We start from the raw sequence: 8,116 nt of genomic DNA, 5'->3' as shown, positions 1-8,116 counted from the left end.
AGCTAATCTTAGTATGTTTTTTCATTCTTTCTCATCACCTAAAATAACATGACGCGTTTGTTGATACACGTGATGCATATGTGTGTCATTAAGTAGTATATAGCTGACTAAATCTAATAAAAAATGTGTCGCGATTTGTGAATTAATAAATTTCGAATCATTGTTGCTGGATTGCGCAGTCGTAATTAATACTAAATCTGCATTCTTAGTGAGCGTACTTCCTTCAAAGTTGGTTATCACAACCACATAGGCACCTTGTTTTTGTGCAATCTTCGCAGCTTCAATTAACTCTAACGTTTCACCACTATTTGAAATAGCGACAAACATATCTCTTGATGACAATAGCGATGCAGAAATCTTCATTTGATGTGCATCTGTCGACACAGATCCTTTAATACCCATGCGCATCGTTCGATAATAAAATTCACTTGCCGTTAATCCTGAACTTCCTAATCCCGCGAAATTGACTTGGCGACATGTCTTCAAATTATGTGCTAAACGCTTAATCTTTTCCTCGGAAATAAATTCACCCGTTTGTTGAATAATATTTTGATGATAACGATGAATCAGTTGAACAAGTGGCGCATTTTCAACTACTTTTTCTGATTTTTCATGTTGCAAATTAAATTTCATATCTTGAAAGTTGGCATAGTTCAATTTCCCACTAAATCTTGTGATTGTAGCTGGTGATGTCCCTATGGCATAGGCTAAAGAATTAATCGTTGAGAAATTTTCATCAAGTTCATGTGTTTGTATGTAGTCGATGATTTTTTTATCCATTTTCGTTAACAAATGACGGCTTCGCTGAATACGATTTTCAAATTTCATTACATCACCTCGTAATTAAGTTAGTTAAACTATAGTATATTTGAAAATATTTTTCAAATGTGGTTTATAAATTGATAAATATTTTCTTAATGTTATGATATGAATGAATAAACGAATCAATTACAATACTATTTCTATTTACAATTTTGAAAAGACGGAGCGTGTTTAAAAATGTTATCAAACGGATTAATCGTGTCATGTCAGGCGTTACCTGACGAACCATTGCACTCATCATTTATCATGTCAAAAATGGCGCTTGCCGCTTATCAAGGTGGTGCGGTTGGTATTCGTGCTAATACGAAAGAAGATATTTTAGCGATTCGAGAAGAAGTATCACTACCGGTTATTGGAATTGTAAAACGAGATTATGAAGGTTCAAATGTATTTATTACCGCAACTTCTAAAGAGGTTGACGAATTAATCGAAAGTGGTTGCGAGGTAATCGCTTTAGATGCCACTACCCAATCACGTCCTAAGGAGTCACTTGAGGAATTAGTTCATTACATTCGAGAGAAAGCACCCCATGTTGAAATTATGGCTGATATTTCAACTGTCGAAGAAGCCATTAATGCAGATCAGTTAAACTTTGATTACATTGGCACAACATTACGTGGGTATACGTCTTATACAAAGGGACACATTCTCTTTGAAAATGATTTTGAATTTTTAAAAGAAGTATTACAAAAGGTTAACGCCAAAGTGATTGCTGAAGGAAATGTCATTACCCCTGAAATGTATAAAAAGGTAAGCGATTTAGGCGTACATTGCACGGTTGTTGGCGGTGCAATTACACGTCCTAAACAAATCACTGAACGTTTTATAGAAGCTGTCCAACAGAAATAACATTATAATTTGGAGGCATAAATCATGAAAATAACAAACTTAGTAGACAAAAAACTGGCGAGTGATTATGTTGCCATTGAACTATTGAAACTGACTAAAGACAAACCTGATGCGATATTGGGCCTTGCTACTGGTGGCACGATGACGGATGTCTATCCCCGCTTTTCAGAATTGCTATCAGCCAATCATGTTGATTTAGCAAATGTTCAAACGTTCAATTTAGATGAATATGTAGGTTTAGAACCTTCGCATGCTCAAAGTTATCATACGTATATGCATCAATTATTATTTGATCATAATGATAGTTGGAATGAAGATCACATTCATATCCCTCAAGGGCATGTTGATCATTTAGAGGAGGAAGCACGACGTTACGAAACGCGCTTAAAGCAAATAGGTCAACCAGACATCCAATTATTAGGTATTGGTGAAAATGGCCATATCGGTTTTAATGAGCCAGGCACATCCTTTAAAAGTGAAACACGTGTCGTTGATTTAACCGAATCCACAATTAATGCCAACAGTGTGCATTTTGATCATATTGATGATGTACCTAAACAAGCTGTATCAATGGGATTAAATTCCATCATGCGTGCGAAACGAATCATACTCTTAGCATTTGGTGAACGTAAACGTGATGCGATTCATCAATTATTAAACAGTAAACCAACTGAGTCATTACCTGCATCGATCCTACATCAACATCCTAATGTAGAAATCATTGTTGATGACACGATTTTCAAACAGTTATAAATGCTTAACACAAATAAGACAAGAGACAGAAAGTGAATTGGCTATCAATCCACTTTCTGTCTCTTTATTTTTATGAGTGTTTAAATAATTTTAAAATTAAATACATAATAATGCTGATAATCGCAATAATTGAGAAAGTAATTAAGAATATTAACTCTGTTTGATGGAATTCAAACGCTAAAGTAAAATGATTAAAACTTTTGAATGTGCTATATACAATAAAATTAAGTACGATTACTGCAAGTAACGCAATAATTGATAGCCATGTTAACCAACTAAAGAAATGTTTAGCATTTGGGAATCTAAAATCATTATTCATGTATGGACACCTCTTTTCCGTCGCTTGTGTTTCGTATCAAAACATTTACTACATATATACACTTGTGTGCATATTTTTAAACGCGGAAAAGAGATAATCACAATTGAATACATTTTTTAATATTGATGTACAACGCCCGATTTGATTGTTTTGTCAATACGAATCGTATCATCTACCACTACGATATCCGCATCTTTGCCGATTGCTAAGCTACCTTTATGCGCATCGATGTTCAATGCAATTGCTTGATTCAAGCTTGTCACACGCCATAAGTTTTCTAATGAATCGTGTGTATAATGAATTAAATTATGCAAACCGTCATTCATTTTAAGAATACTACCTGCTAAGGCACCACTTGCTAGGCGGGCTTCTTTACCTTTAACGATAACATTCTGTCCACCCAAATCATATTCCCCATCTTCCATGCCTTTCGCACGCATAGCATCAGTAATGAGATACATATGTTCATTTCCTTTTTGCTTATATGCAATATGCACAGCAGCCGGATGTGAATGAATACCATCCACGATAATTTCAGTATTTAATTGATCATTCGTCCACGCTGCACCAAAGACACCAGGATTGCGATGTTCAAATGGTGTAGCTGCATTATATAGATGTGTGACGTGCTTAGCACCATGTTCCACCGCTTCATTCGCTTCATCAAATGTGGCTACCGTATGCCCCATTGAGAAGATAATATCATCATGTAATTGATTAAGCGTATCATGGGCACCTTCAACTTCTGGTGCAAATGTAATAATTTTGATTTGATGATTAGCCATATCTTGAAAATGCTGAATTTTCGACGCTGATGGACGTTGCACATATTTAGGATTTTGTGCCCCAACTTTATGTTCTGAAATAAATGGTCCTTCTAAATGAATGCCGCCTACTTCCGCTGCTTCTCCTTGTTGTTGATCTGCTTGATATGCCACGATATTTTTCAATGCCTTTTCAATGTTGGCATCCGATTGTGTCATCGTTGTTGCTAAGAATGTAGTTGTGCCCTCTGATAACAATTGTTCCGCCAAATGTTTCAATCCATCGTAAGACGCATCCATGGCATCCTCACCATAGCCGCCATGAATATGAATATCAATGAACCCAGGCAATACATTTTGACCTTTCACATCTATTTGTTCTAATTCGCCAGTATACGTTCCTTGCTGAATATCACTGATTTTGCCATCTTCTACTACAAGATATCCATTTTCAATAACTTGTTGTTCTGTGTAAATTTTACCGTTCGTAATGACATAGTTTGTCGACATGATATACCTTCTTTTCTATTGAATTCTTCAAATTTTCATCTCAATTATAGCATTTCATTAGATAGTATTTAGCCAAATTTCTCTTTTGGAAAAAGTTTTCAAAATAGCGTAGTATGACATATGAATCGTTATATTTCAAAAAAAATGAATTTTGAAAATATTTACTATTATCGGTATACTCAAAATAAATAAAATATAAAGGATGACTTAATTGAACAATGAATGACAAGCGACAGAAAAACAATTATTTAGTATACACGGTATCCGTGGCCATCATTATACTTATAACTGCAATGGCTGGCTTCTTTCCTAAAGCTTTTGGAAATCATGCACAATATATTTATGGCTTTATTTCTAATTCATTTGGTTGGTTATTTTTACTTATCATATTCATTTTAGACATCTTTTTAATCTCTTTAGCAATTTCTCGTTATGGCCGCTTCAAATTAGGGCGTGATGATGAAGAACCAGAATTTTCATTCTTATCATGGTTAGGTATGTTATTTTCGGCTGGACTTGGTGTTGGTATCGTATTCTGGGGTGTTGCTGAACCACTCACACATTATCTCCATTCACCTTTTCCAAAAGATGTGCCGAATGCATCAGCAGAATCTGCTCGTGTAGCTATGGGTTATACTTTCTTCCATTGGGGCATTTCACAATGGTCTATATTCGCCATGGCGGGACTGATCGTGGCGTATTTTCAATTTCGTAAAAAGCGAGACGGGCTAATTTCTACAGCAATGGAACCTGTCTTCGGACAAGCTTATAAACGTCCATTTCGAAATATCATTGATATCTTAGCAATTATAGCTACAGTCATGGGTATCGCCACTTCTATCGGTCTTGGAATTATGCAAATTAGTGGTGGTCTTAACCATGTCTTTCATGTACCCAACAATAACGTTACAAAAATAGCTATCACAGTACTCATGGTGTGTATATTCTTAGGTTCTGCGGTAACTGGATTAAATCGTGGCGTGAAATGGCTAAGCAACATCAATATTATTTTAGGTGCAATCTTATTATTATTTATGCTGATTGTTGGAGATTTAAAATTCATCTTTGAATCCTACACGCTAGCCATCGGCGATTATATCAGACATTTTGTTGAATATAGTTTGCGTATCAATCCCTATTCTGGTAATAATGCATGGATTCAACAATGGACCGTCTTTTACTGGGCATGGGTCATCTCATGGTCACCATTCATAGGAGGTTTCGTCGCTCGTGTATCTCGTGGACGTACCATTCGTGAGTTTATTATGTGTGTCTTAATCGTACCGCCACTCATTTCATTTGTATGGATTGCTGGCTTTGGTGGTATGGCAGTGAAAGTTGCAATGGGTGGCGATAATATTGCGCAATTAGTTGATAAAGATTACACAGTTGCATTATTTGAATTATTATCGAAATTCCCATTGGCTGATATAACGAGCATTCTTGCCGTCGTCTTAATATTCTTACTCATAGTGACAAGCGCCGACTCAACGACACATATTGTTGCTGGCATGGCAACGGGAGGTAGTGAGAATCCTAAGGTTAAGCACAAAGTGGTTTGGGGATTACTCATTGGTGCAATCTCGGTAGCAATGACGATTGCAGGCGGATTAACAAGCTTACAAACTGCCTCTGTTGTAACAGGATTACCGTTCTCTATCATTCTATTATTAATGACGCTCTCAATTATGCGCGCACTCCGTAGAGAACATACGAAGCACTTCCAAATGTCTTATATCAATGATGACAAAGACTATTCTATCCCATTGGAACAACGTGAACAGCTTAATCAGTCTAATGAAAAGGCGGATCATAATGAGAAACAATCATAATCATATGGACCAGTACTATCATTTATTACCAGTTATTGGGCTAATCATAAGTATATTTTTGTTTATATTATTTTTTGTCATTTATCATGTAGATGATAATTGGGTTATTGTAAGTTTATATTGTTTATTACCACTATTTGTGAATAGTTCGATCACTTTAGCATACAAGCTTTTTAATAAATAGCGCATATACCACTCTTGTCATATGTGTAATTTTAAAATATTGTAGTCATATGCACTTTCAATTATGAAGGGGAAACAAGGGGGATTTAACATGAATTACAAACAAGCATCACCTGAAGTCTTGCGCCAATTGATTCGTAAAGGAGAACTTGTCGGTCACACAAGCGGTATGGCAGAGGGCTACATTCAAGCAAATGTAGTCATATTGCCATCGAAATACGCTTATGATTTTTTAAAATTTTGTTTTCGAAATCCTAAGACGTGTCCACTATTAGATGTCTCCGAAGTTGGTGCACATTCGTTTCCATATTATGGACGTAATGCAGATATACGCTCTGACGTTCCGAAGTATCGTATTTATGAACATGGCCAGTTGATTAAAGAAGTCGATGATATCACAGAGTTGTATACCGAAGATATGGTTAGTTTCTTAATTGGTTGTAGTTTCACCTTCGAACATGCCATGTTGGAAGCTGGCTTACCTGTTCGACACATTGAAGAAGGTCATAACGTTCCAATGTATCGTACGCATATTCCTGCCGAATCAAGTGGCTATTTTAAAGGTAATATTACAGTGAGCATGCGTCCAATGACAATGACACAAGCGATTAAAGCAACTGAAATCACATCACACTTTAAGAATGTCCATGGCACGCCAATCCATATTGGCACACCAGACGAACTGGGTATCACGGATATTAATAAGCCTGATTATGGAGAGGCTGTCACGATCAAACCAAATGAAGTCCCTGTCTTCTGGGGGTGTGGCGTGACACCACAGTCCGTTGCGCTTGATGCCAAACCAGAGTTAATGATTACACACTCACCCGGACACATGTTTATTACAGATATTAAAGATAGCGAATTAAATGATTAAATTTAAAAAGGAGATACTCAGCTAAACGTTTTGCTGAGATATCTCCTTTTATGTATGCTTATCCAATGTGTATTAACAGTTGATACATAAGTGTGCCGGCATAGTTCCCAATGACATAACCTAATGTGCCTATAATTAATATTGGACCAACAAGCCCTTGCCATCCTTTACTAATTGCTAATGCTGCTGCCGTCGTTGGACCACCTGCTGTCGCATTACTCGCTAACAGTATTTCTTCAATCTTGAAATTAAATAATTTCCCTACAATTAAACTTAAACCTAAATTGAAAATTAAAATAATCATCACAAAGACAAATAACAATGGCGCCGTTTTTATAATCGTCATAAATGAAGCCGGCGTTCCGATAACGACAAAGAATATATAAATAATGAACGTCCCAATTTCTGAAGAACCGGCTAATTTATCAAAGAAATCTCCCCAAATAGCCACCGCTAATAACGTCAGTGTCGTCAATAACAAATACTTATCTCCAAAGAAAGAAACAAGGATAGTTAGTAGGACATTAGACTGCGGTATCACATGTTGAATCACCTCAGATAATTTAAAACTAATAGCGACTAATGCGACTGCAATCGCCACTGAAAGTGCAATATCTAACAGTTGAATTTGCTTCGGTTTCCAATATGATTGTTCCGTTTCTGGTGTTGACGCCGTTTGGTAATCCGTCTTGAACCATTTCTTTATAATAGGCAATGACGGTATGGCAATTAATAACATAAAGTAAAGCGCCATCACACTATTATCTGCTACAACTGTAGATGAAATCATATCACTCGGTGTTTTAAATTTGGTACTTAAAGCCGCAAAGTTTACACCACCACCGATATAGCTACCTGTCATCATCGCGCCAATCTTAGCTAAGTATGGAATCCATTGATGCAGTAAAATAAATCCTACCGTTATCCCCATCAATGTTCCAACTGATGCAATTAAGAAGATATATAATAATCGACGACTTTCCTTCCAAATCTTTAAAATATTCGAACTGAACAATAATAAAGGAATTGAAATAGGTACGGCATAATCCCATACCGTATCATACACCGGGAGTGGGACAGAATTCTTTTTAAATTCGTCGTCCCACCCCCGCAAGGATGACTAGAACTGAAAAAAGCTTGATTTAAGCGCATTTTCAGTTCAGTCAGCTACTGCGAATTTGCAAAATAGCATCATCATATTATTTAT

At 36.3% G+C, this 8,116-nt stretch carries 7 protein-coding genes and 1 pseudogene; 4 read left to right on the top strand and 4 right to left on the bottom strand.

Annotated elements, in window-relative coordinates:
* Window positions 1–21: 21 nt before the first annotated feature.
* Complete coding sequence (locus tag KA858_RS11425; protein WP_053030064.1) at window positions 22–828, bottom strand: MurR/RpiR family transcriptional regulator; 807 nt, start codon at window positions 826–828, stop codon at window positions 22–24.
* Between the two features lie 171 nt (window positions 829–999).
* Here KA858_RS11425 and KA858_RS11420 point away from each other — a divergent pair, with 171 nt between their 5' ends.
* Complete coding sequence (locus KA858_RS11420; RefSeq protein WP_210135752.1) at window positions 1,000–1,671, top strand: N-acetylmannosamine-6-phosphate 2-epimerase; 672 nt, start codon at window positions 1,000–1,002, stop codon at window positions 1,669–1,671.
* Between the two features lie 24 nt (window positions 1,672–1,695).
* Complete coding sequence (nagB, locus tag KA858_RS11415) at window positions 1,696–2,424, top strand: glucosamine-6-phosphate deaminase (RefSeq protein WP_210135751.1); 729 nt, start codon at window positions 1,696–1,698, stop codon at window positions 2,422–2,424.
* 70 nt (window positions 2,425–2,494) lie between these two features.
* Here the strand turns inward: nagB and KA858_RS11410 are convergent, their stop codons facing one another.
* Both KA858_RS11410 and nagA read right to left on the bottom strand, forming a co-directional pair.
* Entirely contained in the window at window positions 2,495–2,743 is a 249-nt protein-coding gene (locus KA858_RS11410; protein ID WP_053030067.1) for a hypothetical protein, read from the bottom strand.
* Between the two features lie 116 nt (window positions 2,744–2,859).
* Window positions 2,860–4,017 carry an N-acetylglucosamine-6-phosphate deacetylase gene (gene nagA, locus KA858_RS11405; protein ID WP_107629291.1) on the bottom strand — a complete coding sequence of 386 codons (1,158 nt, stop codon included), beginning with the start codon at window positions 4,015–4,017 and terminating at the stop codon, window positions 2,860–2,862.
* A gap of 218 nt (window positions 4,018–4,235) precedes the next feature.
* On the opposite strand from nagA, the gene KA858_RS11400 reads away from it, so the two are divergent.
* A complete protein-coding gene (locus KA858_RS11400; protein WP_210135750.1) occupies window positions 4,236–5,849 on the top strand; it encodes a BCCT family transporter in 1,614 nt (537 codons plus the stop codon).
* Between the two features lie 274 nt (window positions 5,850–6,123).
* Window positions 6,124–6,909, top strand: a complete 786-nt coding sequence (locus tag KA858_RS11395; protein ID WP_210135749.1) for a putative hydro-lyase — start codon at window positions 6,124–6,126, stop codon at window positions 6,907–6,909.
* Between the two features lie 58 nt (window positions 6,910–6,967).
* Here the strand turns inward: KA858_RS11395 and KA858_RS11390 are convergent.
* Window positions 6,968–7,981, bottom strand: a pseudogene (locus KA858_RS11390) (DUF819 family protein); the annotation flags it as partial.
* Window positions 7,982–8,116 lie beyond the last annotated feature (135 nt).

Source organism: Staphylococcus sp. GDX8P80P (assembly GCF_017893095.1).
GTDB lineage: Bacteria > Bacillota > Bacilli > Staphylococcales > Staphylococcaceae > Staphylococcus > Staphylococcus borealis.
Note: the sequence above shows the minus strand (reverse complement) of the source record. Positions and strands in the feature narration are given on the sequence as shown.